This window comes from Exiguobacterium sp. s129, from assembly GCF_018617585.1.
Taxonomy (GTDB): domain Bacteria; phylum Bacillota; class Bacilli; order Exiguobacteriales; family Exiguobacteriaceae; genus Exiguobacterium; species Exiguobacterium aestuarii_A.
This window is the reverse complement of record NZ_JACSKL010000006.1, coordinates 163,616-185,836: the sequence shown is the minus strand read 5'-3', so window position 1 is coordinate 185,836 and position 22,221 is coordinate 163,616. Positions and strand designations below refer to the sequence as shown.

The window sequence follows — 22,221 nt, the reverse complement described above, 5'->3', positions numbered from 1 at the left end:
TTACTTTCGCTGTTTCAAAATCGGGTGTCAAGACGTCGAATCGAACGATTGAGTCATGCTAGAATAAGAAAGAGAGGTGATACATGATGAAATGGATTCACACGGCCGATTGGCATCTAGGTAAGATTGTCCATGGTCGTCATATGACAGAAGATCAGCGGAATATTTTATTCCATTCGTTTTTACAAATCGTTGATGAGGAAAAACCAGATGCGGTCATCATCGCTGGGGATTTGTATGACCGGGCCGTCCCACCCGTCGAGGCTGTCGATTTGCTCGATGAGATGTGGCGAGAGTTGGTGTTGAAGCGAGAAATCCCGGTCGTCGCTATCGCGGGAAATCATGACTCAGCGGAGCGTCTCGACTATAGTTCAAAATTGTTGAAACAAGTAGGATTACATATCGTTGGTAAATTAAACACAGAAGCTGGTCCGCTTGAAGTGGCCGGGATTCCGTTTTACCCAATCCCGTTTCTTGAGCCGGCACGTGTTCGGCACATACTAGGAAACGAAACGATTCGCACGCACCATGACGCGTTGGAGGCCGTCATCGAAGCATACGGAACCATTGAGAAGAATGCGGTCTCAGTGGGCCATAGTTTTGTCGCAGGAGGACTTGAGACCGATTCGGAGCGCCAGTTATCGGTCGGTACCGCCGGACAGGTCGCGAAAGGGCTATATGACCCGTTCTCATATACGGCTCTTGGACATCTACATAATCGTGATGCGATTCGTTCAGAACGGATTGCATACAGTGGTTCTCTCATAAAATACTCTTTCTCTGAGGTCAATCATGAGAAATCGGTAGATATTTTGGAGTTGGACGGACACTGGAAACGTAGACGTCGAACGTTGACGCCAGAACGGGACATGAGACAGATCACAGGAACGTTGGATGAGTTACTCGCACCTTCGTTTTATCAACAACAACAAACCGATGATTATTTGAAAATCGTGTTGACCGATGACAAAGCACTTTTTGATCCGATGGCAAAGCTTCGGACCGTTTATCCGAATATTCTTCATCTTGAACTGGAACTGTTACGACGCCAAGAACAGACGTCAACATTTGAACGGGAAACGCTCGAACGACAATCTGTCGAAGAGGTATATTTACAGTTCTTTGAAGCTGTACACGACCGAACGGCATCGGATGCCGTCAAACAAATGATTGAAGAAGGTGATGTCAGATGAGACCGGTCGAATTGAAGATTCAAGCATTCGGACCGTATGCGGAACGAGAAACGATTGACTTCACACAATTAGTTGGACGCTCAATGTTTGTTGTGAGTGGTCGGACGGGTGCAGGGAAGACAACCATCTTTGATGCGATGACGTTCGCATTATACGGACGGGCCAGCGGGACGCTTCGCAATGCCAGTGATTTCAGAAGTCAATTCGCACAACCTGAGTTGAAGACGGAGGTCGACTTTTCGTTTACGATTCGCGGTGACCACTATCGAATCGTGAGACAACCTCAACAACCTCACCCGAAAAACAAGACACCGATCTCACATGAGGCTGTTTTGTATGAATGGGAGGATGGTTGGAAGCCGATCGCGACAAAAGTGAACGAGGTTCAAGAGGAAGTCGAGTCGATTTTACAACTTTCATATGAACAATTCAGTCAAATCTTGTTACTTCCTCAAAACCAATTTAGACAATTGCTCGATTCGAACTCAAATGAGAAACAACAAATCCTGCAATCTATTTTCAAGACGGAGGCGTATCGTGCTTTCCAGGAGAAGTGGGCAGAACGTCTCAGCACATACCGGAAACAAGTCGAATGGGAGGTCGAGCGAACCCGTCTCAAGTTACTAGAGCTCGAAGATGAAGCGATCGAAGAGATTTCGACGAAATCGATTGATGTGATCCATCAGTGGCTAGACGAGCGCGAACAACGTTTGATTACAACCGTTGAGTCCGCAACAGAACAAAAACAGGGTCATTCGAAGAAGCTCGAACAGGCGCGTACCGAATTAGAACAAGCAAAAGCGCTTGTCAGTTTATTTCAAGAACAGCAAGAAACCTTGCAAGCTCTTGATTTATTTTTAAAAGGCGAGACAGAACGAATCGAACGTCACGAGTTGTTGCGACATTTAGAGGCAGCAGCGAACATTCGTCCAGTCTATGACCGATTATTAGAAATGAAGAAACATGTGCAACGACTGACGGTGGAGGAACAAGCATCTTCTAAAAAACTCGAACAATTACAACAAAAGCAATCTTCACTATCGGAGCAGCAATCTGCAATTGAAGAGAATAAACAAGTAATCTTATCCCTTCAAGAGCGACTTCGGTTAATTGATGAGATGTTACCGCGAATGAAAGAGCGGGCAGAATACGTGACATTACGTGAGCAACTGATGAAACGTGCGAATGAATTAAGCGCCTTTTCCAAAGAGGCTCGGCTCCAAGAACTTCAAGTCCACGAACAACAATTAGTGAAAACGTTATCGATTGAACCTGAAGAACGTGCAGTTGATGCGGAGCGACATGTCGACCGATTGATGTATTTGGTCAAACTTGAGACGAAGGTGAATGAGTTATCAAATCAGCTCTCCACTTGTGAGCGGTCCGGAAAAGAAGTGCAGCGACTGCATGCCATCCAGCAAGAAGTGATGGCGAAGTACAAACAACAAGAACAGATGAATGCGGCAAGACAACTGAGTGAAACTCTTGAAGAAGGTGAGCCTTGCCCTGTATGCGGCTCTCGTCACCATGATGTCCCACAGTTCGAAGACTTGCTTGAATCTATGGATGAAGAAGTGGAGGCGAAGGCACGTCTTGAGGAATTGACGACTCAATTGATTGAAGCGAGATCCGATTATCGTTCGCTCCATTCTCGGCTTGAAGAGGCTCGACGAGAATTTGATGAGGTTTCGAAAGATATTCAGGTGGATGGATTACTATCAGAAGAAGTCAAGAAATGGCAAGCGCATGTGGATCGCCTACAACGTGAAGAGCGGACGCGTCTCGAGAATGAACGAACGCTTCGCCAACTCACCGGTGAAATGCGACAACTTGAAGAAGAGCGACGTAACCAATTTGAAGAGCGTCAACGTGTCCTCACAGAACTTGAAGCGATACAACAAAAACTGAATGCGCTCGGTCAAACAGAGGAAACAACGTTAGAACAATTACAGACCGAGCGGACAGACCGACAAGATCGTCTCACCATACTTACGAAAAAAATTGAAGCGTTCGACCATGACTTTGAAATCGTCAAAAAGGAAACGTGGAAAGAAGAAGAGCGGCTCACTTTAATGCGGCAACAGCTTTCTGATGCGATGGAGCAATACGATTCACAAAAGACGACTTGGAATAAGCAATTAGAAGTCGCTCAGTTGAACCAGGGGCGGTACGAACAATTAGCTGATCGAATCGATCAGCGAACGAATATCCGTGAGAACTTACAACGTGAAGAAGAGGAAGGTGTCCGGTTACGACACCGCATCCAGATGATTGAGGGGAAATTAGGAAATGTAGCACAACCAGACCTTCAGTCGATTGAAACGAAGGTGAACGAAGCCAAGGATTTATACGAGCGAGCATCAGAACATCTCATCACCTCACAAGAAGCCTTGTCTAGACACCGTCAAATCATCTCCGAGTGGAATACGCTTCGTAAGGACACAGCACGTGAAGAACAGAAGTTAGAAACCATCAAGTTGATTGCAGAAACCGGAAAAGGCATCAATCCGCAAAAAATGACGTTTGAAACATATGTACAAACGGCGTTCTTCGACCAGATTTTACATGCGGCGAACATTCATTTGGACCAGATGACAAGCGGTCAGTTTCGACTAGAGCGAAAAGTGGAGACGGCAAAAGGGAATGCCAAGTCCGGACTTGAACTTCTCGTATTCGATGCGTACACCGGTCAATCACGCCGTGTACAAAACCTTTCCGGAGGGGAAGGTTTTAAAGCGTCTCTCTCACTCGCGCTTGGTCTAGCAGAAGTGGTGCAACAGTTGAGCGGTGGTGTGAGTCTTGAAACGATGCTCATCGATGAAGGATTCGGGACGCTTGATGCCGAATCTTTAGACCAGGCAATCGAATTATTGATGTCGCTTCAGGCAACAGGTCGACTTGTCGGGGTCATCAGTCATGTCCAAGAATTGAAAGATCGCGTCGATGCCCGAATCGAAGTGAAAAAATCTAGAAGCGGGTCAACGATCCAGCTGATTGTGGAGTGATCGAAATGAAACAGATGGTGACGAAGTCAAGTCTCATCAATCATTTGAAAGAAGCAGGAATTCAACGAGGAGAGTCTTTATTTGTTCATACCTCGCTTTCAAAACTCGGATGGGTATGTGGTGGTGCGCAGACTGTAATCGAGGCATTGCAAGAAGTGGTGGGGCCATCAGGACTTCTCATGATGGCGACCCAAACCGGAGACAATTCAGATCCGGCTGAATGGGAAGCACCGCCTGTTCCGGTTGAGTGGTGGCAGACGATTCGTGCCGAAATGCCACCTTATGAAAAAGAAAAGACATCAACCCGTGGGATGGGGCGTGTCCCCGAACTGTTCCGGAACTATCCGAACGTTTATCGAAGCGAACATCCGATGTGGTCTGTCGCCGCATGGGGTGAAGAAGCACAAACAATTGTGTCTGGTCACTCGATTGACGTCGGCTTCGGTCCAGGTTCACCAATCGAACGAATGATTGAACGAAATGCACGTGTTCTTCATCTCGGGTCGCCACTTGATGCGACGACACTTTGGCACTATGCGGAGTATGGGATTGATGGTCCGACAAAAATGTTCGGTTGTGCTTTGATCGAACAAGGCGAACGCGTGTGGCGAACGTTTGAACACACAGATGTGAATAGTGATCCATTTGGTGCAATCGGCGAAAATATCGTCAAACAGAGAGATGTCCATATGTTTACCGTCAATGATGCGACATGCTATTTGATTCCAGCTAATACGTGGGAGCCAGTGCAACATGCGCTCATCGCGCTTCGAAGCTGGTTAAGATAATGAATGTAGAATCGAGGGGAAGAAATAGATGAATCGTTGGATGAAACTATTGAGTATTGCGGTTCTAGTCATCTTACTGGTGGCCGGATTGGCTATCGGTGGAATCTCGGCACATATTGGTGACCAATTAACATCACCTGAGCGAGAGACGTTGACCTACACACCGAAGTCACTTGGATTGAAATATGAGAACGTGACCATTCAATCAAAAGAAGGGCATGACTTGTATGGGTGGTGGATTCCCCATCCTACGCCACGTGCGACAATTGTATTTGCTCATGGGTATGGAAAGAACCGAGAACAGGAGGATCTCCCTTTAAAAGAGTTGATGCCCGAGTTTCATGAGCAAGGATATCAATTTTTAACGTTCGATTTTCGCGGATCTGGGATTTCAGAAGGAGACCGGGTAACGGTCGGCGCGAAAGAACAATCGGACTTACAAGCTGCCATCCAATACGCAAAAGGTCGATCAGAGGGCCCAATCGTACTTTACGGAATCTCCATGGGAGCGGCGACGGCCCTCTCTACGGCAGATGATGTGGAAGTAGCCGCAGTCATCGCAGACAGTCCGTTCAGTGATTTACGGAACTACCTTGAGACAAATCTCCCCGTATGGAGTGATCTCCCGAACGTTCCATTCACACCCGTCATCATGACAGTGACCCCTTGGTTCACTGGACTGGATGCGGAGGTTGTTTCACCGATTCAAGATATCAAATCAATCGAAGCACCGATTTTATTGATTCATAGTAAAGGTGACGATGCGATTCCTGTCTCAGAAAGTGAAAAGCTTGCAAGCGCGCAGGATGGTGTCGAACTATGGGTGACGGAAAACGATGGTCATGTCGGATCGTATCAATCATTCCAGACTGAATACCGTCAAAAGATTTTCGATTTTCTAGAACGATCATTGTGAGCAAAGGGGCGCAATTGGCGCCCCTTTTTGATATGATTGCAAACGAGAACAATGAAAGAAGGGTGCAAAATGGACTTATTACAACTATTACAGTTTCTCTTGCTCGGTACATTGATCGGGATATTGAGCGGCTTCTTCGGAATCGGTGGTGGCATCTTGCTCACGCCACTCCTCCTTGTTTTCGGTTATGAAGCAAGTGCGGCAATCGCACTTAGTCTCATGTTGACGCTCGGTTCGACGACGGCAGGGACAATCTCGCACATTCGTTTACGAAACGTGAACGTGTCACACGCGTTATGGATTGGTGTGTTCGGGATTGTCGGGACTTGGATTGCCACTCCGCTCGTCTTTTTCTTAGAAGGGGTGGACGGCGCGACACTGATCATCTCACTCGTCTACATTGCGTTACTTACGTACTTTGCGATTTCATTCTTCCGGTCGAAACAGCATGTCGAAGGGAGTGTCGGGACAGCTTCTGTACCACGACTTGGGATCATCGGTGTCTTTGCAGGATTTATCTCTTCTTTGATGGGGGTAAGTGGTGGCTTTGTATTGACGCCGCTTCAAGTCAAGCTACTGAACACTGAAATGAAGCGTGCAGTCGGAACGAGTATTTCAGCAGCTCTCCTCATCGTAATTTCAGGCGTAATCAGCTATGCCGTGGCAGGTGCTGAAACGAATTACTGGCATGGACTCGCATTAATCGCAGGTGCGATGATTGGATCTCCGTTCGGAGCCAAACAGTTACAGCGTTTCAGTTCACAACATGTCAAAAAAGCATTAGGTGGCTTCTATGTCACGGTCGCATTTAGTGTGGCGCTCAATTTAGTCGGATGGAATACAGCTTCACTTATACTTCTCGTCACACTAGCACTTCTCTTTATCATCACGCTCATCATTCGACCACGCAAAAAATGAACCCCGTCTTTGGACGGGGTTTTAACGTCTGGCGATATGGTCAATGTTTTCTTGAATCTCTCCAACTTTCGCTTTTGCTTCGCGGAGTCTGCGCTCAAATGCTTCTGTGTCACGTTTCTCATGAGACGACTTGTCAACTCCTTGACGTTGCCCTTTGTCAGAGCGTTGATAAAAGTGGGTCGCTTTTTGTAAGCGTTTTTTAAACGTCGAGTCGCTCATAGGGACACCCCCTTCCATACTTCATTTATTCCACATATGGAAACGGGCGAAACGTTCGAACGTTTAAGAAGCGAGGGAACGACGAATTTGAACGTTCTGAGAAATTTTCACAGCTAAGATCGCAGCAAGTACGGCTTTGAGTGAATCTCCAAGAATAAACGGGATATTCACCTTGAGCGCATCAATGAACGACATACCGAGAACGATCTCGAGCCCGATGCTTCCAAGTAGGTATACAAGCCCCAAACCGAATAACAAGTTGTAGCCAATCAATGCTGGGATGGAGCGATGCCGCTCGCTGAACCAGCCAATGAAGAAAGCGGCGATTGGAAATCCAATTAAATATCCGACGGTTGGTCCAACGAAGGGAGCAAGACCTCCTTGACCACTCAGTACGGGAAGTCCGATTAAGCCGAGTAGGAGGTAGACGATGACTGCCAAAAATCCTTTTCGTGCACCGAATACGCTGGCGATTGTCATGATAGCCAGTGTTTGAAGAGTGATCGGAACGGGTCCGATCGGTATTTCGATGAAACCGACACTTGCGATAAGTGCTGCCCCGAAGGCAATTTGAGTCATATCTTGAATCTTCATATGTAAACCCCTTTTCAGTTAACGTTAACAATATAAAAGTTAACATGAGATTAAAGAGTTGGCAAGTCATTTCTTAAGTCTAGGTCAACAAGAAAAAACCTCGTCTCAGCAATCATACTGAGACAAGGGTCATTAAGAAGGTATGACATTCATACATTCCGAAGCTTCTTTCAACTGTTCGCGAACAGCATCAAAGCCTGTACCGCCATAACTATTGCGACGCGCGACCGCTTGTTCAGGGGTCAAAGCGTGATACACGTCCTCTTCAATCAAGTCAGAATGTGTTTGGAACACAGACAATGGAAGCTCACGTAAATATAAGCGTTCATCGACGCAATATTTGACGAGTTTCCCAGTTACTTCATGCGCTTCACGGAACGGCATGCCTTTAGCTGTCAAATAATCAGCAAGTTCAGTGGCGTTTGAAAAATCGTGCTCTGTTGCTTGCTTCATCGTGTCCGGATGGAACGTCAATTCGTTCATCATCCCGGCCATGATGCTGAGTGAGCCTTGAACAGTCTTAACCGTGTCAAACATGCCTTCTTTATCTTCTTGCAAATCTTTATTATACGCGAGCGGAAGTCCTTTCATGAGCGTCAATAATCCCATCAAGTTTCCGATGACGCGTCCCGATTTTCCACGTACGAGTTCAGCCATGTCTGGGTTTTTCTTCTGTGGCATCATACTCGATCCGGTAGAGAATGTATCGGACACAGTAATGAAGCGGTATTCTTCACTAGCCCAAAGAATTAACTCCTCACAAAAGCGTGAGAGGTGCATCATAAGCATCGATGCGTTCGACAAGAATTCGAGAATAAAATCACGATCGCTCACTGCGTCTAAGCTGTTCGGATAGACTCGATCAAAGCCGAGAAGTTCAGCCGAACGAGCTCGGTCAATCGGGAACGTCGTCCCAGCGAGAGCTCCGGCTCCTAGAGGAGACCAGTTAATTCGCTTCAAACTGTCTGTGAAGCGTTCTTTGTCACGTTCGAGCATCCAAAAATAGGCGAGTAAGTGATGTGCCAAAGAGATTGGCTGTGCACGTTGGAGGTGCGTATAGCCAGGCATGATCGTCTCTACGTTTTCTGAAGCGTGTGCATGCAATTCAACTTGAAGTGACTCAATCAATTGAATCACTTCTTTCACACGTTCTTTCAAGTAAAGATGCATGTCTGTAGCAACTTGATCGTTACGACTACGTGCCGTATGCATTTTTCCGGCAACCGGTCCAATTTCTTCATGAAGCAATGCCTCTAAATTCATATGGATGTCTTCATGATACACTTCGAACGCCAACTCGCCAGCGATAGCCTTCTGCTTAAGTTTTTGTAATCCCTCAAGAATTTGAGTGACTTCCTCTTTTGAGAGGATATTTCGGTCTCCGAGCATCGTCACATGTGCCATGCTACCTTCTAAATCTTCAAGGACGAGTTGAGCGTCGAATTCAATCGAGGCGCCGAACGCATCGACCCAATCACTGGCCGTCTTTTCAAAACGTCCTCCCCATAATTTACTCATGAATGAACGCTCCTTTTTCCATCAATACCTCTGACTGAACTTTTGTCGGCAAGCCCCAAAGCTTGATAAATCCGACAGCGGCTTGTTGATCAAACGTGTCCGCCGAAGTATATGTCGCAAGCTCCTCATCATATAGTGAAATCGGTGACTTACGACCGTCTACGATTGCTTGGCCTTTGAAGAGTTTCATCCGAACGGTACCTGTGACAGTCTGTTGTGTCTCATCGATGAATGCGAGTAGTGCCTTTGTGAGAGGTGAATACCACAATCCGTTATAAATCGTCTCAGTCAATTTTTGCTCGACGATTGGTTTGAAGTGAGCTACTTCACGTACAAGTGTTAATGCCTCAAGGGCTTTATGGGCCGTGATCAGTGTCATCGCACCAGGAGCTTCATATACTTCACGTGATTTGATACCGACGACACGGTTCTCAATGTGGTCGATTTTACCAACTCCATGCGCCCCGGCGACGATATTTAACTCTTTTAAGATATCTGTGAACGATTGGTTCTTCCCATTGATGGCTACCGGTACCCCATTCTTAAATTCGATTTCAAGGTATGTCGGTTCATGAGGTGTATCTTCAAGTGCTGCTGTTAACTCATAAGCACTTTCCGGCGGTGCCGCCCAAGGGTCTTCTAAGATGCCACATTCGATCGCCCGCCCCCAGATGTTTTGATCAATAGAGAAAGGTTCTTCTTGAACGATTGAAATTGGGATATTGTGTTTTGCCGCGTATGCAATCTCCTCTTCACGAGACCATTTCCATTCCCGTACCGGTGCAACAATTTCAAGTGATGGATCAAGTGCATGGATGGACACTTCGAAACGGACTTGGTCGTTTCCTTTTCCTGTACAGCCGTGGGCCACAGCGACTGCACCTTCTGCTTGTGCCACTTCGACCAACTTTTTCGAGATGAGTGGGCGTGATAGAGCAGATACGAGTGGATATACACCTTCATACAGCGTATGCGCCTGCATCGAGTAGCGTGCGAAGTCGGTCACGAATTCATCGACCGCGTCGATAACGAGTGATTTTTTTGCCCCGACTTTCATTGCTTTTTGTTGAATTTTTTCTAAGTCCTTTCCTTCCCCGACGTTTAAACATACCGCGATGACATCATATCCTTGTTCATCCAACCATTTAATTGCAACCGAAGTATCAAGTCCGCCTGAGTAAGCCAATACGAGTTTCTGTTTCAAAATGTAAGCACCCCTTATGAATAATTATTAATCTATGTTTATAAATATACGAATTAGTGTAAGGGATAATACCCGATGTGGCAACCTTTTTTTGAAAATAAAAATGACCACGAAAGATATTCGTGGTCATCATTGTTCGATTGTAAGCTCTGGTAACCATTGCGACATATGTTCGCTGACAGGAGAGAAGAGCTCGGGTTTTGCTGATTGTAACGGGACGATTTCATAATGTCCTTCTGATGATTTCTGTGTAAATGTTGGATAAAACATCGGATTTTTCAATTCGAACGTTGAAACATCGTCTTCGGTCGTTTTGACAACGTCAATTCCGATGATCCCACCCGTATTCCGATCATCGCCTTGTTGTCCAGATAGGAAGTTACCGAGTGAATACACGACGAATGTTTGATTGCCATCAGCTCCCTCAAGCATCTTCGGTGGTTGTAGGACGTGTGGGTGGTGACCGATGATGATATCGACACCGAGGTCTGAAAGAGTTTGAGCAAGCTCAGTCTGACTTTCGTTCGGTAACGTTTCGTATTCTGTTCCAAAATGTAAGGATACGACGGTCAAATCGGTAGTTTGTTCTGCTTTCTCGATTTCAGGGCGCATTTGCTCGAGGTCGATATAGTTGACGTGGTATGGCTGTTTTGGAATTACGCCGTTCGTTCCGTACGTATAGGCTAAAAAGGAAAAGGAAATCTCGTTCGCGGTCAATGTACGGATGTTTGCCTTATCTTCAGCAGATAAGAAGGAACCGGTGTAAGGCATTCCGATTTCATTCCAGTGACCAATCGAATTCTCAATCGCACGAACCCCGCGATCTAGCGTATGATTGTTCGCCGTCGTGACTAAATCAATCCCGGCACGTTGCAAAGCATCGCCAATCTCAAATGGGCTGTTAAAAGCCGGATAGCTCGACAACCCAATTTCGCTCCCGCCAATCATACTCTCTTGGTTAGCGATTGCGATATCCGCTCGTTCTAAAATCGGCGCGACTTGTTCAAAAGAAGTGTCAAAATCATATCCGTCATTGACACGGGCTGCGCTGTATACCGAATCGTGTAGCAATACATCACCAATAGCATAGATGGATGCCGTCGTGACGGTTGGCTCAGGTTCGGAAGGGGGCTCTTCTACAGGTGTCTCGACGATTGGCTCTTCGGTTTCAACTAGAGGTTCTTGATTTGTCGATGAAGATTGACCACAACCGAATAATAGAATCAGGCTTGAAGCGAATGTGAGATGAGAGATGGTTTTAAAGGGTTTCATCAAAAATCTCCTTTTCAAAATGGAATTAATCTTAATATATATATAGTATTCGTTAAAAATCTATAAAACTCCTTGTACATAAAAATGGCAGGTCAAGAAAGACCTGCCGAGAAGATTATTTAATATGTTCTTTCACCATGTCACGCATTTGGTCGAATTCACGTTGAATGACCTCACTTGGTGGAGGCGTCATTAAACTAACGACATAAATGGCGAGTGCCGACAGGAAGAATGCTGGAATCATCTCATAGAGCGTTCCGAACGTTCCAAACAATGAAGCAGCATAGTTCTTCCAAAGGATGACGACAAATGCACCAGTCAACATCCCGGCAAGGGCGCCTTGACGAGTTGTCCGTTTCCAGAAGAGACTAAACAGGATGAGCGGTCCGAACGATGAACCGAATCCTGCCCAAGCATAACCGACAAGGTTCAAGATTGTGTCATCTGCATCGAGCGCAAGGACAATTGATACGACCGATACGAGAATAACAGTGATTCGACCGACCATGACGAGCTCACGGTCTCCTGCGTCCTTACGGAAGAATTTTTGATAGAAGTCCGTCGTTGCTGCACTAGAAGAGACGAGCAATTGTGATGAAATCGTCGACATGATGGCAGCGAGTAAAGCCGCCAATAATACACCTGTGACTAAATCAGGGAACAATAGATCCGATAAGTTAATAAAAATATTTTCAGGATTATCTATTGTCAGTCCTTGTTGCGTGTAATAAGCAAGTCCAAACAATCCGGTCGCCATCGCCCCGACGACGGTGAAAACCATCCATGAAATTCCGATACGACGTGCCGTTTTTATGTCTTCTAATTTCCCGATTGCCATAAAACGAACAATGATATGGGGTTGGCCAAAATAGCCGAGTCCCCATGCAAATAAAGAAATGATTCCAATGAGCGATTGACCCGTCCATGGGTCGAGTAACGCTTCATCGATATCCCGAACCGTGTCTAATGCGTTCGACACACCATCTGTCGCCATGATGGCGATTGCCGGTACAAAAATGAGTGCGAAAAGCATGATGAGTCCTTGAACAAAATCTGTCCAGCTAACGGCTAGAAATCCACCGATGAACGTATACAAAATGATGATTGAGGCGAGAATAATGACTCCCGTTACGAATTCGATGTCGAAGACGGCATTGAATAGTCGACCACCTGCAACGAACCCGCTCGTCGCATACAAAGTGAAAAAGATGAGGGTGACGGCAGCAGAAAAGGAACGTAATAATCCTTTTGAGTCTTTGAACCGCTTCTCAAAAAAGTCTGGAATCGTGATCGCATCATCCGATATGTAAGAATAAATGCGTAATCTTGGAGCGACCAACAACCAGTTTAAATAGGCGCCAATTGTCAACCCGATGACAATCCAACCGCTTGAGATTCCCGTTGCATACATCGCGCCAGGTAAGCCCATCAAGAGCCATCCACTCATGTCAGACGCGCCGGCCGATAAGGCTGCTACGCCGGGACCAAGTGCTCGTCCACCTAACATATAATCACCAATACTACTTGTTCTGCGATACGCGATGATCCCAAGTAAGACCAGCAGTGCCATGTATACGACAATGGACACTAAAATTCCGTTCATCAACATCCCCCCGAAAGATAAAAAATATGAAAACGCTTTCAGTGATAGAGTATCACTTTGTCAAAATATTGTCACAACAATAGGGGAGATGTAAAGATTTTTTTGATAGCTGGTCTTAACTTATCGAAATGCACAAGAGGTAAGATGGTCATTGACGAGACCGGTTGCTTGTAAGTGGGCATATACCGTGGTCGGACCTAAAAATTTGAATCCACGTCGTTTCAGGTCTTTACTCAATCGCTCAGACAGTTCTGTCGAAGCGGGGACTTCTTCAAGCCGTTCCCATGCATTGATGATGGTTTCGTTGTCTACAAATGACCAGATATATGAATCGAATGAACCAAACTCTTCTTGTATCTTCATGAACTGTTTCGCATTATTGATGGAGGCTTCGATTTTTCGGCGGTTCCGGACGATGCCGCTGTCTGTCATCAATCTTTCGATATCTTCTTCAGAAAAACGAGCTACTTCGTTTACATCGAAATTCGCATACGCGGAGCGGTAGTTTTCACGCTTTCTTAAAATCGTGATCCAGCTGAGTCCAGCCTGTGCACTCTCAAGCGTCAGGCACTCAAAATGTTTTTGGTCATCATGGACAGGTTTGCCCCATTCCTCGTCGTGATAGTGGACGTAGAGCGGGTCAGACCCGCACCACGGACAACGAAATAATTCTTCCAACTCAATCAACTCCTCTTTTTTCATAAGTGTAGCATGTCTCAACGGTTATCGATTAGAAAGGATGGGTATAATGTGTGGGAATGGAGGCATCAATAATGAGTGATTGGATGATTTCGATTATTGAACAGTACGGATACATAGGAATTGCGTTCATGATTTTCATTGAGAACGTTTTTCCGCCAATCCCTTCTGAAGTCGTATTACTCTTTGGAGGTTTTTTTGCCGTAAAGACGAACTTGTCCATCACGCTCGTCATCGTGGCATCGACAGTTGGAGCCATATTAGGAGCAGTCTTATTATACGGACTAGGTCTGTTATTTGATGTTGAGCAAATTGAGAAGTGGACGAAGAAATACGGGAAGTGGATACGTCTTGATATTCAAGACGTCAAAAAAGCAGATGCCTGGTTCGATCGATACGGAGGGTGGATGGTCTTCTTTGGTCGATTGATGCCGGTCGTTCGAAGCCTCATCTCAATTCCAGCAGGTATGTCGAATATGCCATTCTTAAAATTTTTGCTTTTCAGCACTGCTGGAACAGCGATTTGGAACACAATCTTGGTCTTGGTCGGAATGAAAGTCGGTGAGAACTGGCAAGATATACTCGCCTATCTAGATGCCTATTCTTATACGATTTACGGTCTGTTGCTCGTTGGGTTGATCGGATACCTCATCTGGCGAAAAAAGCGACATGCTAAAAAAGCAGTAAAAGAATGAATGAATAGATGAGACGATAAAACAGGCGGACCGAAAATTCGGTTCGCCTGTTCACTCTTCATTTTTCTTTTCTGGTAATACTTTTGTAAGCGTCTTTTCCGTCTTTTCGGCCAAGTATTCCGAGAATCGAAATAAAATGATTCCCACAATAGCTGACACGAAAATATAAAGACCGACAAACAAGTTGATGGCCCCGTTTGAAAGGGCGGTAAACAAGATGGAGAACTCGCCACGCGGAGCGAGAGAAAACCCCGCCTCATTCGCCTGGACACGAGATAACCCATAAATCCTTCCTCCGACGCGACCGACAATCCACTTCGACAAGACGCCCCAAACAATCAAGACAAAGAATAAGGTGTTAACGATGACACCTTTCTCCAAGTTGATTGAAATTCCGAATGAAATAAAAAAGATTGGGAGGAACAAGTCACGAACGGGAACCGTCAAACGTTTGAGCGGACGAACGTCATGGATATCCGCAAGCATGATTCCGGCAATGAATGCTCCTAAAATCTCAGATAGACCAAATACCATACCGATTCCGGCGAAGAAGAGAATGAGTCCGATAAGCCCGATACTCGCATCATCCTGACGTAAAAGGTGTTTCGAGAACTTCTGTTGTTTCGACACAAAGCTCGATCCGATAAACAATAATACCCCGAAAATCAGAAATCCTGCGAATACTTTCCCGATATCTGTCATGGCGACCGGTTCCTCTTGAATGATGAATGGCGCAATCGTCAATAAAAGTGGTGCGAATATATCTTCAAAAATAAGTAGAGCTAGGACGAATTCTTTAATATTTTCATGTTTTTCGGAGTGGCGCTCAAGTAGTTTCGCTGAGGTCGAAGAGCTCGTCGCGTATAGAACGGCACCAATTAAGAAGGCGCGCGGAAAGTCCAATCCAAACAACAAGGCGATTCCGAATGAGACGCCGAACGATAGGACGATGTCTAATACGCCTGCTTTCCAAACTTTTCGCATTCGCTTCCACAATTCGCGTAACGGAAACTTTAACCCGAGAAGGAAAAATAAAAGGATGATTCCGATTTCACCGGCAATTTTGAATACTTCGTTTCCGTCCCAGAAAAAACCGACCCCAACACCGATGGCGATAAACGCTAAAATGCTTGGAAAGTATAGACGTTCAATCAGGAGGCTGAAGACGGAGATAAGCGTGAGCGCCAGTCCGAGCAACACGATGATGTTCAATCCATCCATAAGTCATCTCCTTTACCTAGAAGTGTTACCTTTCCATTTGATTCCACTGATATTCCATACCGACTGATTCTGGACGTGAATAATCAAAGCCGAACTGACGATACAAGCCATCCGCAGGAATATCGGCAATTAGACTGACAATGGCCGTCTCATCTGCCTCTTTTAGAATCCACTCCATTAAATTCTCCATGATTAATTTACCAAGACCCAGTCCTTGGCATTCTGGATCGACGACGATGTCGACTAGATGAAAGACCATTCCGCCGTCCCCAACGACACGCCCCATCCCGACAATCTCATCATCTAAATATAAACAGACGCCAAATAGCGTGTTCTTGAGTCCTTTGACCGTACTTTCATCTGAGCGTCGAGGCATCCCCGCCTTCACACGCAACGACTGATGTTGCTCCGGTGTCGGTGTCTCAACTTTTACAGTGACTTCATTGACCATACTAAAATCCCCCTCTACACAAGTTAACATTACTTTCCCGCTATATTGAATGAGTAAACCTTGATTTATGAAAATAGCTGTCGGCATAATGGGAAGAAGACAGGAGGAATATCGGATGATACAAGGTCAATCAATCTTGCCGGCGATACGTGATATGCGCGATTTAGAACGATTTTTATCGAGTGAACTTGAAATAGGAGTTTTACTTGAAATTCATATGAGTCGATTAGAACCTATTTTTAAATTATTAGAAAAGCATCAGAAAAAAGTCTTTATTCATATGGATTTAATCCAAGGAATGAAAGCGGATGAATTTGCGACTGAGTATGTCTGTCAAACGTATCGACCGTTTGGAATCATATCGACAAAAGGGAACGTGATTGTACGGGCAAAACAAAATCATGTGTTGACGGTACAACGGTTGTTTTTAATTGACTCGACATCATTGGATAAGAGCATCCGACATATTGAACGGTCAAAACCAGACTACATCGAGGTCCTTCCAGGAATTGTTCCGAAGTATATCCGCCGAGTACAGGAAATGACCGGTATACCTGTTTTTGCAGGAGGGTTGATTGAGACGATGGAAGAAGTGAATGCAGCCCTTGCCGCTGGGGCAAGTGTGATCACGACCTCAAATCGTAAACTGTGGACTGAGTAACCCACATTCGGGTATACACTCTTCTAGGAGGGATGAACAGATGAAAGACATTATGATTATTACAGGTGTCACGCAAGGGATTGGGTGTGCGCTCGCTAATGCGTTCGCAAATCAATATGAAGTTGTGGGATTGGACATTGGTGAAGACCCGAATATAAAAGGGGTGTCCTTTTATCAAGTTGATCTTGGGGAAACCGAAGCGCTAAAGCGGGTATTCGAAGACGTAAAGTCACGTTTTGGACATGCTCATGTGTTGATTAACAACGGGGGGATCGCCTCACTCGTCAAACCGATTGACGAACTTGAAATCGATACGTTCAAACGAGTCATCGACGTTAATTTAGTAGGAACGTTTACTTGTGCAAAATACTTTTTGGAATTAAACAAAGATGAGTCATATGGTCGCATTGTCAATATGGCCTCAACACGTGCTTTGCAAAATGAACCACACTGGGATGCGTATGGGGCCTCTAAAGGCGGGATTGTCGGTTTGACCCATTCGCTTGCCATCTCATTGAGTGATCGACCAGTAACCGTGAATGCGATTAGCCCGGGTTGGATTCATACATCAGACGAAGCGTTACGAGAAGTCGACCATCGTCAGCATCCGTCTGGCCGTGTCGGCGAACCGGATGACATCGTCCGAGCGGTACGATATCTGATTGACCGGAACAACGACTTTGTCAACGGTCACAACCTTGTCGTCGATGGTGGGATGACGAAGAAAATGATTTACGAAGAGTGATATGACTATATACCTATATTTTGAGAATAATTAGGTTATTTGTGCCTAATTCCGGGTATGGAATAAAAGAGTTTTCATCCGGGAGAAGGAGGAAGGTACCATGAATCCGCTCGTAGAAGAAGCACTTCGGTTTTCATCAATTCGTCACGGAGGACAATCCCGTAAAGGTTCATCGATTCCGTTTTTGTCACACCCTTTTTCTGTCGCGTTGTTGCTCGAAAAGGATCACCAACCCCCGTCGGTCGTCGCCGCAGGTCTTCTGCACGATTTAATTGAAGACACTGAAACGGAACCAGAAGAAATATTAGCAAGGTTTGGTCCTGATGTGTTACGTCTTGTACTTGCTGTCTCTGAGAAGAACCGTGGTCAGACGTGGGAACAACGAAAACAGATGACTCTTGAACACATCTCTTCACTTCAATTTGATGAAGTCGCACTCCTCGTGGCGGATAAGCTACATAATCTTCGTTCCATCCGTTATGACTTAGAGATGGAAGGGATGATGGTGTGGCAACGTTTCAAACGACCGATGCGAGACCAGTCATGGTACTATCATGAATTGTTACGTGCTTTCGAACCGTTTCGTAGTTCGACGGATTTAATCGGGTTGTATGAACAGGAACTTTATTCCTTGTTTTATGGTGAAAAAAATGTAAAAGATCAGAAAGTAGTGAGACTCTTTGAGTCCATCCTAACCCGTTTCACAGAAGATGAATGGGTTCAAGAAGCGGCACCGCTCTGTCAGACCGCATATGAACTAAAGGAAATTGTTGTTCGTACATCAGTAGATGAAGAAGAAGTCGAGGTGTTTCGTCGACAACTGGATTTAGCGGGCTGGAATTACCCTATGCCTGCGCCTGTTCTAGCTGCGTTGCAAGAACTCGGATATCGAACCGCCATGAATGCATCGGATTTCGTTGCCCTCATACATCGCTCAATTGTCAATTAAGGTGGTTCATGCTATAGTCAAATGGAAGATGAAAAGGGGAGTAGCGACCACAATCGTGGTCGATGGGTCGTCATTACAGTGCGCATGCACTCGGTCCATCGAGCTTTTACAAGTCCGCAAGACCTTTTTATGGGCGTTTTTGTCGTCCATAAAAAGGTCTTTTTTGTTTACCCAAGGAGGAGAAAAAATGGTATTTGTTTATTTCTTATTAGCTGCGGCCATCACAGTCTATGCCGCAATCAAGTTGTCCACATACGCCGATGTCATGACGGAAAAGTCAAAAATGGGCGGGATGCTCGTCGGTACCGTTTTGTTGGCGGGAGCGACGTCATTACCTGAAGTGACGACGAGTATATCGGCGGTCATGATTGACAATCCAGACATCGCCATCGGAAACATGCTCGGGTCTAACTTGTTCAATATCTTTATTTTAGCGATGTTCGACCTGTATTTCCGTCAAAAGCAACTCTTTAACTATACAAGCCGTGATCATCTATATACAGCAGGACTTGGTCTTTTGCTGACCGTGACGACATTGGTCGCCTTAATTGTCCGTGTCGATATGACATTTATCGGAATCGGTGTCGACGCACTTTTAATTGCCCTTCTTTACGGGATCGGGATTTACTATATCGGGAAGCAACCGAAAGAGCCGGTCGCTGAGCATGAAGTGGAAGAAGAGGTCGTTGTCAGCAAGTATGAAGATATCACATTGAAACGAGCTGTATTCGGTTTTTTAATTGCCGCTGTCGTCATCATGGCAGCCGGGACGGCACTCTCCATCACAGGAGATCAAATCGCCGTCGTTACAGGACTCGGTTCAAGTTTCGTCGGGAGCTTCTTGATTGCCGCATCAACTTCATTACCTGAAGCGGTCGCCGTGTTTATGGCGCTCAAGCTTCGAAACGTCAATTTGGCGTTCGGTTCGATTCTCGGAAGTAACATCTTTAACATGCTCATTATCGCCATGTCGGACGTCTTCTATCGGAATGGATCGATTCTCGCAGACGTATCGACTTCACACCTTGTGTCGGCGGTCGGGATTACGATTCTATCGATTCTCGTCATGTATAGCGTTCTCCGACAAAATGTCACGTCGAAGGTACGTTACGTCATTCCTTCGCTGCTAGTCGTTGTCGTGTACTTTGTTTCGTCATACTTGATCTTTATCGGGTGAGTTCATGCATCAGTCTCAGGACTGGTGCATTTTTTAATTGAGAATGCGAATCCGTTGCTTCGGGTATAAGGGAATTGAAGGAGGGGTGGCGATGCAAGTGCAAGAAGTAGAAACACGCCAAGCGTATACAATTTTGATTCCGGCCTACAACCCTGACGATGCACTCGTCACACTCGTGGAAAGGCTGAGTGCGAGCGGGTTTTCGACCATCGTTGTGGTCAATGACGGTAGTGATGAGTCGACGGTAGGCATATTTGAAAAGGTGGCATCATTTGTTGACCAAGTGCTAACGCACGAACAGAATCAAGGAAAAGGGGCAGCTCTGAAGACTGGACTGCAGCATATTGCAGAGACCTATCCCGACAAGTTAGGTGTCATCACGGTTGACGCCGATGGACAACATTTACCTGAGGACGTCGTCAATGTGTATGAGGAGGGAGTGAGTAAGCCGCATCATCTGATCATGGGATGCCGTGACTTCAGTGGGGACAAGATTCCGCTCCGAAGTCGATTCGGCAATCAGGCGACACGACTCGTCATGTTGATCGGGAGTGGATTGAAGTTAAAAGATACTCAGACAGGACTTCGTGCCATCCCGATGCGATACGCACGACAACTGATTGACATTCCGGGGAATCGATATGAGTTCGAGATGAATATGCTGACGTTCACAAAGCGGTTACAGGTTCCGATTCAACAGACGACCATCCAGACGGTATATGAAAACGAAAACGTTTCATCCCATTTTAGACCGATTTTAGATTCGATTTTAATCTATCGTATGTTTTTGATGTATTCGGCATCGTCCGTCGCTTCATTTCTTGTCGACGTTGGGATGTATGCAGTCTTTATCTTTTTATTATCACCGTACTTCGATACGGCTCATGTCGTCATCGCGACGGTCATCGCTCGAATTATCTCCTCTCTATTCAATTATTTCGTCAATCGGAAAGTCGTCTTTCATTCAAAAGCGCGACGATCACTTTCCAAATATTTTTCGCTCGTCGTTCTCCAGATGGCAACCTCGGCATTGTTGGTCTATCTTCTTTTTCTTCTATTTAGGCAAGGAGAAGTCATCCTAAAAATTATCGTCGACAGCTTTCTCTTTTTTGTCAGTTACTATGTCCAAAAACGATGGATTTTCAAAAAATAACCGGTCATGGGCTCATGACCGGTTTAATATGCGAGTGTTCCTGTTTTGACGGACGTATAGCGATGTAGCTCTCTCGGGCTTGTAATGCCGGTTTTCTGCATCATATCACGCATGAGTAGAGCGCATACGCGAGCGTCTTCTGCTGCATCATGATGAATAAAAGGCACGTTCAGGTATTCTGCCATCGTGTTCAACTTGTGGTTCGGGAGTCCTGGATACAGTTTACGTGACAATTTGACAGTGCATCCGTACTCAATTGTAGGGAAATCGAATAGCTCATATTTCACAATTGCCTTTCTTAAGGCACCCATATCAAATGAGGCGTTATGTGCGATGACGAGGTCGACTTCTCGTAAAATCGGGTAAAGAGAGGCAAGTACTTCCGGTAACGCAGGGGCATCCCATACGTCACTCGGACGAATGCCATGAACCCGTATGTTCCCCATATCAAAGTCTTCCTCTGGATTGACGAGTCGTTGATCAGTTTCAATCACTTCTCCATTTTGCAGGATGCTCCACCCGACTGAGCAGATGCTACGGCTATCTCGATTAGCGGTCTCCACATCGAGAGCGAGGATGGTATGTTGCATGGTTCACCTTCTTTCTTCACAATAAAAAAAGTCTAACAGAAAGTTAGACGAATGTCGTGCTTAAGCGGCGACGAGGGTACGGCAAGCTTCGGCACAGCGCTCGCACGCTTTTGCACAAGCCTGACAGTGGTCATGCAAGTGACGGCCACATTCGACGGCACATGTATCACATACTTGAGCACACAAGGCGACAATTGGTTTAGAGAAGGCCGAATCTGTTTCTAAGGCATTTAAAGCCAACGTACAAATGTCTGAGCATTCTCGTGTCAGTCGAATGCATTCGGTAAACATGTGTAAATCCTCTTCTTGTAAACTTTTTGAGAAGCAATGGTTGCATGTGCGCATACATTCAATCACGCTCGCCAATGTTTCTTCTACAGATGTGCGTTCCATCAATATTCCCCCTTGTATGAAAAAGTCTATCTTTCATTACCCGTTCATATAAAGGTTGAATCGCACCATACCAATAAAAAAGTCACATCTCTTAAGAGATGTGACAGATTAATGGAGCATAGGGGGCTCGAACCCCTGACCTCTACGCTGCCAGCGTAGCGCTCTCCCAGCTGAGCTAATGCCCCGTTCGAAATCATTATATCATCGTAGTATTCGACATGGCAATTCCCTTTTGCAATTTAGGTTTATAAAATTGA

At 45.6% G+C, this 22,221-nt stretch carries 22 protein-coding genes and 1 tRNA gene; 11 read left to right on the top strand and 12 right to left on the bottom strand.

Annotation, left to right across the window (positions count from 1 at the left end):
* The first annotated feature begins 86 nt into the window (after positions 1-86).
* The 5 genes from KNO92_RS09175 (at position 87) to KNO92_RS09155 (ending at position 6,820) form a co-directional block, all read left to right on the top strand.
* Positions 87-1,193 carry an exonuclease SbcCD subunit D gene (locus KNO92_RS09175; protein ID WP_214760994.1) on the top strand — a complete coding sequence of 369 codons (1,107 nt, stop codon included), beginning with the start codon at positions 87-89 and terminating at the stop codon, positions 1,191-1,193.
* Positions 1,190-4,198 (top strand): AAA family ATPase, encoded by a 3,009-nt coding sequence (locus KNO92_RS09170; RefSeq protein ID WP_214760992.1) that lies wholly within the window; start codon positions 1,190-1,192, stop codon positions 4,196-4,198. The genes KNO92_RS09175 and KNO92_RS09170 overlap by 4 nt, the downstream gene beginning before the upstream one ends.
* Before the next feature lie 5 nt (positions 4,199-4,203).
* Positions 4,204-4,986, top strand: coding sequence for an AAC(3) family N-acetyltransferase (locus KNO92_RS09165; RefSeq protein WP_214692651.1), 783 nt, complete (start codon positions 4,204-4,206; stop codon positions 4,984-4,986).
* Positions 4,987-5,014: 28 nt separating this feature from the next.
* Entirely contained in the window at positions 5,015-5,902 is an 888-nt protein-coding gene (locus KNO92_RS09160) for an alpha/beta hydrolase (protein ID WP_214692649.1), read from the top strand.
* A gap of 69 nt (positions 5,903-5,971) precedes the next feature.
* On the top strand, positions 5,972-6,820 hold the full coding sequence (locus KNO92_RS09155; protein ID WP_214692647.1) for a sulfite exporter TauE/SafE family protein: 849 nt from the start codon (positions 5,972-5,974) through the stop codon (positions 6,818-6,820).
* Between the two features lie 21 nt (positions 6,821-6,841).
* Here KNO92_RS09155 and KNO92_RS09150 read toward each other — a convergent pair whose 3' ends face one another.
* The 7 genes from KNO92_RS09150 to KNO92_RS09120 form a co-directional block, all read right to left on the bottom strand.
* Positions 6,842-7,039: a hypothetical protein gene (locus KNO92_RS09150; protein ID WP_214692645.1), complete on the bottom strand. Its 198-nt coding sequence runs from the start codon at positions 7,037-7,039 to the stop codon at positions 6,842-6,844.
* A gap of 63 nt (positions 7,040-7,102) precedes the next feature.
* Positions 7,103-7,633 carry a biotin transporter BioY gene (locus tag KNO92_RS09145; RefSeq protein ID WP_214760989.1) on the bottom strand — a complete coding sequence of 177 codons (531 nt, stop codon included), beginning with the start codon at positions 7,631-7,633 and terminating at the stop codon, positions 7,103-7,105.
* A gap of 132 nt (positions 7,634-7,765) precedes the next feature.
* Positions 7,766-9,151: an argininosuccinate lyase gene (gene argH, locus KNO92_RS09140; protein WP_214760986.1), complete on the bottom strand. Its 1,386-nt coding sequence runs from the start codon at positions 9,149-9,151 to the stop codon at positions 7,766-7,768.
* Positions 9,144-10,358 (bottom strand): argininosuccinate synthase, encoded by a 1,215-nt coding sequence (locus tag KNO92_RS09135; protein WP_214693976.1) that lies wholly within the window; start codon positions 10,356-10,358, stop codon positions 9,144-9,146. The genes argH and KNO92_RS09135 overlap by 8 nt, the downstream gene beginning before the upstream one ends.
* Before the next feature lie 126 nt (positions 10,359-10,484).
* Positions 10,485-11,627, bottom strand: a complete 1,143-nt coding sequence (locus tag KNO92_RS09130; RefSeq protein ID WP_214692639.1) for a CapA family protein — start codon at positions 11,625-11,627, stop codon at positions 10,485-10,487.
* A 115-nt stretch (positions 11,628-11,742) separates the two neighbouring features.
* Positions 11,743-13,230, bottom strand: coding sequence for a sodium/proline symporter PutP (putP, locus tag KNO92_RS09125; RefSeq protein WP_285800656.1), 1,488 nt, complete (start codon positions 13,228-13,230; stop codon positions 11,743-11,745).
* Positions 13,231-13,350: 120 nt separating this feature from the next.
* The gene (locus KNO92_RS09120) at positions 13,351-13,908 is read right to left on the bottom strand and encodes a DNA-3-methyladenine glycosylase I (protein ID WP_251127093.1); all 558 of its coding nucleotides are present in this window, start codon (positions 13,906-13,908) and stop codon (positions 13,351-13,353) included.
* Between the two features lie 95 nt (positions 13,909-14,003).
* On the opposite strand from KNO92_RS09120, the gene KNO92_RS09115 reads away from it, so the two are divergent.
* A complete protein-coding gene (locus KNO92_RS09115) occupies positions 14,004-14,624 on the top strand; it encodes a DedA family protein (RefSeq protein WP_214692635.1) in 621 nt (206 codons plus the stop codon).
* A gap of 51 nt (positions 14,625-14,675) precedes the next feature.
* On the opposite strand, the gene KNO92_RS09110 is transcribed toward KNO92_RS09115, so the two are convergent.
* Positions 14,676-15,845, bottom strand: a complete 1,170-nt coding sequence (locus tag KNO92_RS09110) for a cation:proton antiporter (RefSeq protein WP_214760982.1) — start codon at positions 15,843-15,845, stop codon at positions 14,676-14,678.
* A gap of 25 nt (positions 15,846-15,870) precedes the next feature.
* Positions 15,871-16,296 carry a GNAT family N-acetyltransferase gene (locus tag KNO92_RS09105; RefSeq protein WP_214692631.1) on the bottom strand — a complete coding sequence of 142 codons (426 nt, stop codon included), beginning with the start codon at positions 16,294-16,296 and terminating at the stop codon, positions 15,871-15,873.
* Between the two features lie 115 nt (positions 16,297-16,411).
* Here KNO92_RS09105 and KNO92_RS09100 point away from each other — a divergent pair, with 115 nt between their 5' ends.
* The 5 genes from KNO92_RS09100 (at position 16,412) to KNO92_RS09080 (ending at position 20,981) form a co-directional block, all read left to right on the top strand.
* Positions 16,412-16,957 carry a glycerol-3-phosphate responsive antiterminator gene (locus KNO92_RS09100; RefSeq protein WP_214692629.1) on the top strand — a complete coding sequence of 182 codons (546 nt, stop codon included), beginning with the start codon at positions 16,412-16,414 and terminating at the stop codon, positions 16,955-16,957.
* A gap of 40 nt (positions 16,958-16,997) precedes the next feature.
* A complete protein-coding gene (locus KNO92_RS09095) occupies positions 16,998-17,702 on the top strand; it encodes an SDR family NAD(P)-dependent oxidoreductase (protein ID WP_214692627.1) in 705 nt (234 codons plus the stop codon).
* Between the two features lie 100 nt (positions 17,703-17,802).
* A complete protein-coding gene (locus KNO92_RS09090) occupies positions 17,803-18,651 on the top strand; it encodes an HD domain-containing protein (RefSeq protein WP_214692625.1) in 849 nt (282 codons plus the stop codon).
* A 187-nt stretch (positions 18,652-18,838) separates the two neighbouring features.
* The gene (locus KNO92_RS09085; RefSeq protein ID WP_214692623.1) at positions 18,839-19,828 is read left to right on the top strand and encodes a sodium:calcium antiporter; all 990 of its coding nucleotides are present in this window, start codon (positions 18,839-18,841) and stop codon (positions 19,826-19,828) included.
* A 91-nt stretch (positions 19,829-19,919) separates the two neighbouring features.
* Positions 19,920-20,981 carry a bifunctional glycosyltransferase family 2/GtrA family protein gene (locus KNO92_RS09080; protein WP_214692621.1) on the top strand — a complete coding sequence of 354 codons (1,062 nt, stop codon included), beginning with the start codon at positions 19,920-19,922 and terminating at the stop codon, positions 20,979-20,981.
* A 23-nt stretch (positions 20,982-21,004) separates the two neighbouring features.
* Here the strand turns inward: KNO92_RS09080 and KNO92_RS09075 are convergent, their stop codons facing one another.
* The 3 genes from KNO92_RS09075 to KNO92_RS09065 all read right to left on the bottom strand — a co-directional run bounded on the left by KNO92_RS09075 (position 21,005) and on the right by KNO92_RS09065 (position 22,149).
* A complete protein-coding gene (locus KNO92_RS09075; protein ID WP_214692620.1) occupies positions 21,005-21,571 on the bottom strand; it encodes a 3'-5' exonuclease in 567 nt (188 codons plus the stop codon).
* 60 nt (positions 21,572-21,631) lie between these two features.
* Positions 21,632-21,964, bottom strand: a complete 333-nt coding sequence (locus KNO92_RS09070; RefSeq protein WP_214692613.1) for a four-helix bundle copper-binding protein — start codon at positions 21,962-21,964, stop codon at positions 21,632-21,634.
* 112 nt (positions 21,965-22,076) lie between these two features.
* A tRNA-Ala gene (locus KNO92_RS09065) sits at positions 22,077-22,149 on the bottom strand.
* Between the last annotated feature and the right edge of the window lie 72 nt (positions 22,150-22,221).

What these genes read in the sequence shown, in the direction of transcription:
- KNO92_RS09105 (WP_214692631.1), bottom strand. Translation starts at nt 16,296, where the DNA reads ATGGTCAATGAAGTCACTGTAAAAGTTGAGACACCGACACCGGAGCAA.
- putP (WP_285800656.1), bottom strand. Translation starts at nt 13,230, where the DNA reads ATGAACGGAATTTTAGTGTCCATTGTCGTATACATGGCACTGCTGGTC.
- KNO92_RS09150 (WP_214692645.1), bottom strand. Translation starts at nt 7,039, where the DNA reads ATGAGCGACTCGACGTTTAAAAAACGCTTACAAAAAGCGACCCACTTT.
- KNO92_RS09155 (WP_214692647.1), top strand. Translation starts at nt 5,972, where the DNA reads ATGGACTTATTACAACTATTACAGTTTCTCTTGCTCGGTACATTGATC.
- KNO92_RS09090 (WP_214692625.1), top strand. Translation starts at nt 17,803, where the DNA reads ATGAATCCGCTCGTAGAAGAAGCACTTCGGTTTTCATCAATTCGTCAC.
- KNO92_RS09095 (WP_214692627.1), top strand. Translation starts at nt 16,998, where the DNA reads ATGAAAGACATTATGATTATTACAGGTGTCACGCAAGGGATTGGGTGT.
- KNO92_RS09165 (WP_214692651.1), top strand. Translation starts at nt 4,204, where the DNA reads ATGAAACAGATGGTGACGAAGTCAAGTCTCATCAATCATTTGAAAGAA.
- KNO92_RS09115 (WP_214692635.1), top strand. Translation starts at nt 14,004, where the DNA reads ATGAGTGATTGGATGATTTCGATTATTGAACAGTACGGATACATAGGA.
- KNO92_RS09085 (WP_214692623.1), top strand. Translation starts at nt 18,839, where the DNA reads ATGGTATTTGTTTATTTCTTATTAGCTGCGGCCATCACAGTCTATGCC.
- KNO92_RS09080 (WP_214692621.1), top strand. Translation starts at nt 19,920, where the DNA reads ATGCAAGTGCAAGAAGTAGAAACACGCCAAGCGTATACAATTTTGATT.
- KNO92_RS09110 (WP_214760982.1), bottom strand. Translation starts at nt 15,845, where the DNA reads ATGGATGGATTGAACATCATCGTGTTGCTCGGACTGGCGCTCACGCTT.
- KNO92_RS09170 (WP_214760992.1), top strand. Translation starts at nt 1,190, where the DNA reads ATGAGACCGGTCGAATTGAAGATTCAAGCATTCGGACCGTATGCGGAA.
- argH (WP_214760986.1), bottom strand. Translation starts at nt 9,151, where the DNA reads ATGAGTAAATTATGGGGAGGACGTTTTGAAAAGACGGCCAGTGATTGG.
- KNO92_RS09145 (WP_214760989.1), bottom strand. Translation starts at nt 7,633, where the DNA reads ATGAAGATTCAAGATATGACTCAAATTGCCTTCGGGGCAGCACTTATC.
- KNO92_RS09100 (WP_214692629.1), top strand. Translation starts at nt 16,412, where the DNA reads ATGATACAAGGTCAATCAATCTTGCCGGCGATACGTGATATGCGCGAT.
- KNO92_RS09075 (WP_214692620.1), bottom strand. Translation starts at nt 21,571, where the DNA reads ATGCAACATACCATCCTCGCTCTCGATGTGGAGACCGCTAATCGAGAT.
- KNO92_RS09160 (WP_214692649.1), top strand. Translation starts at nt 5,015, where the DNA reads ATGAATCGTTGGATGAAACTATTGAGTATTGCGGTTCTAGTCATCTTA.
- KNO92_RS09130 (WP_214692639.1), bottom strand. Translation starts at nt 11,627, where the DNA reads ATGAAACCCTTTAAAACCATCTCTCATCTCACATTCGCTTCAAGCCTG.
- KNO92_RS09175 (WP_214760994.1), top strand. Translation starts at nt 87, where the DNA reads ATGAAATGGATTCACACGGCCGATTGGCATCTAGGTAAGATTGTCCAT.
- KNO92_RS09070 (WP_214692613.1), bottom strand. Translation starts at nt 21,964, where the DNA reads ATGGAACGCACATCTGTAGAAGAAACATTGGCGAGCGTGATTGAATGT.